Annotated in this window: 1 protein-coding gene; it reads right to left on the reverse strand. The window is 61.0% G+C overall.

Features of this window, described 5'->3' with window-relative positions:
- Window positions 1-104 precede the first annotated feature (104 nt).
- Window positions 105-1,061, reverse strand: coding sequence for an IS110 family RNA-guided transposase (locus OHL21_RS00085; RefSeq protein WP_263415210.1), 957 nt, complete (start codon window positions 1,059-1,061; stop codon window positions 105-107).
- Window positions 1,062-1,264 lie beyond the last annotated feature (203 nt).

Here is a 1,264-nt window from a genome sequence, read left to right on the forward strand (position 1 = left end):
GCTCAGCGACTGTCTGGATTGTCAAGGAAAGGTTGTTGGAAAAGGCGGAAAACGGTGAAGCTGTTTCCCTCTTTCCCACAACCACGGCTGCGGGCGAGTTTGGCTCAAGTAGTCACGAGGACGGGAGATTGGAGTTGCATGCGCTGGCGCACCTCTCTTGCTTTGGCGTTGAGGCGAACGAGCAACTTGTGTGCCACGGCGATGCGGACGACCTTGGGTGGTTTGCCGACGGCACGGAGCCTCTGCTGGAAGGCGATGAAGTCCGGTTCGTACCGGGCGACCACGCTGCCGACCAGGAACAGGATGTCGCGTACCGCAGCCCGGCCGCCACGTACAACACGTTTGCCCTGATGTTTGCCTGAGTCATTGGCTAGAGGCGCCAGTCCCGCCAGCTTGGAGATGGTCTTGTTGGAGAGCGTGCCGATCTCCGGCATCTCTGCCATGATGCGGGCTACGGTGCGATCAGCCACGCCCTTGATGGTGCGGAAGGCTTGGTTGAGTTCGCGCCACAACGGGTCGGCTTCGATGAGGGTGGCGATGGCCTGTTCCAACTCCGCAATTTGTTCAGCCAGGAACGCCAGCATCTTCTTAAAGCCGGCCTGGACTGTGGGATTCGTGACCAGCCGTTGCTGGTTCAGTTGCGCTGTGCGCACGTCGGTGAGTTGACGCAGGCGGGTCACGCGAGCACGCAACTCAAGCTGCGTCTGCGGAGCCAGGCACAGCGGCTGGCACTTCTTCGTCTGCGCATACCAAGCGATCACGCCCGCGTCGATGGCATCGGTCTTCTCCAGCAAGCCCATACTCTGCGCGAACTGCCGCACCGCGCGCGGGTTCACGATGGCTACCGGCAGGCCGTGCTCGGATAACTGCGCAAATGCGCCCTGTTCATAGCCACCGGTAGCTTCCATGGCGACCAGTTCCACGCCATAGCTGTCGCAGAATGCTGCCAGCCCGGCAATACCCTCCTGCGTGTTGGGGAAGCTGGCAGAGGCGCCGTCCTCGCCGATGCGAGCCGCCAGAGAACAACATGCTACGTCTACTCCACAAATGATCCGGGTCACGATAACCTGCCTTGTATGTCCGATTGATTTCGTGCGACTGTTCGGTCGTACGTGACTTGGGCAGCGGTCCCTGTGCTGAGCGTCGGTCGCTGTGACCGCAGGATGAACGGGTGCCGTCCGCCCGCGGGGGAGACGATGCCTCGTCTCCCCCACCACAACAGTCTCTTACAAACTGCCGCTACCTCAGAGATACAAGGATGACA

The sequence above is a fragment of the Terriglobus albidus genome (assembly GCF_025685425.1).
Taxonomy (GTDB): domain Bacteria; phylum Acidobacteriota; class Terriglobia; order Terriglobales; family Acidobacteriaceae; genus Terriglobus; species Terriglobus albidus.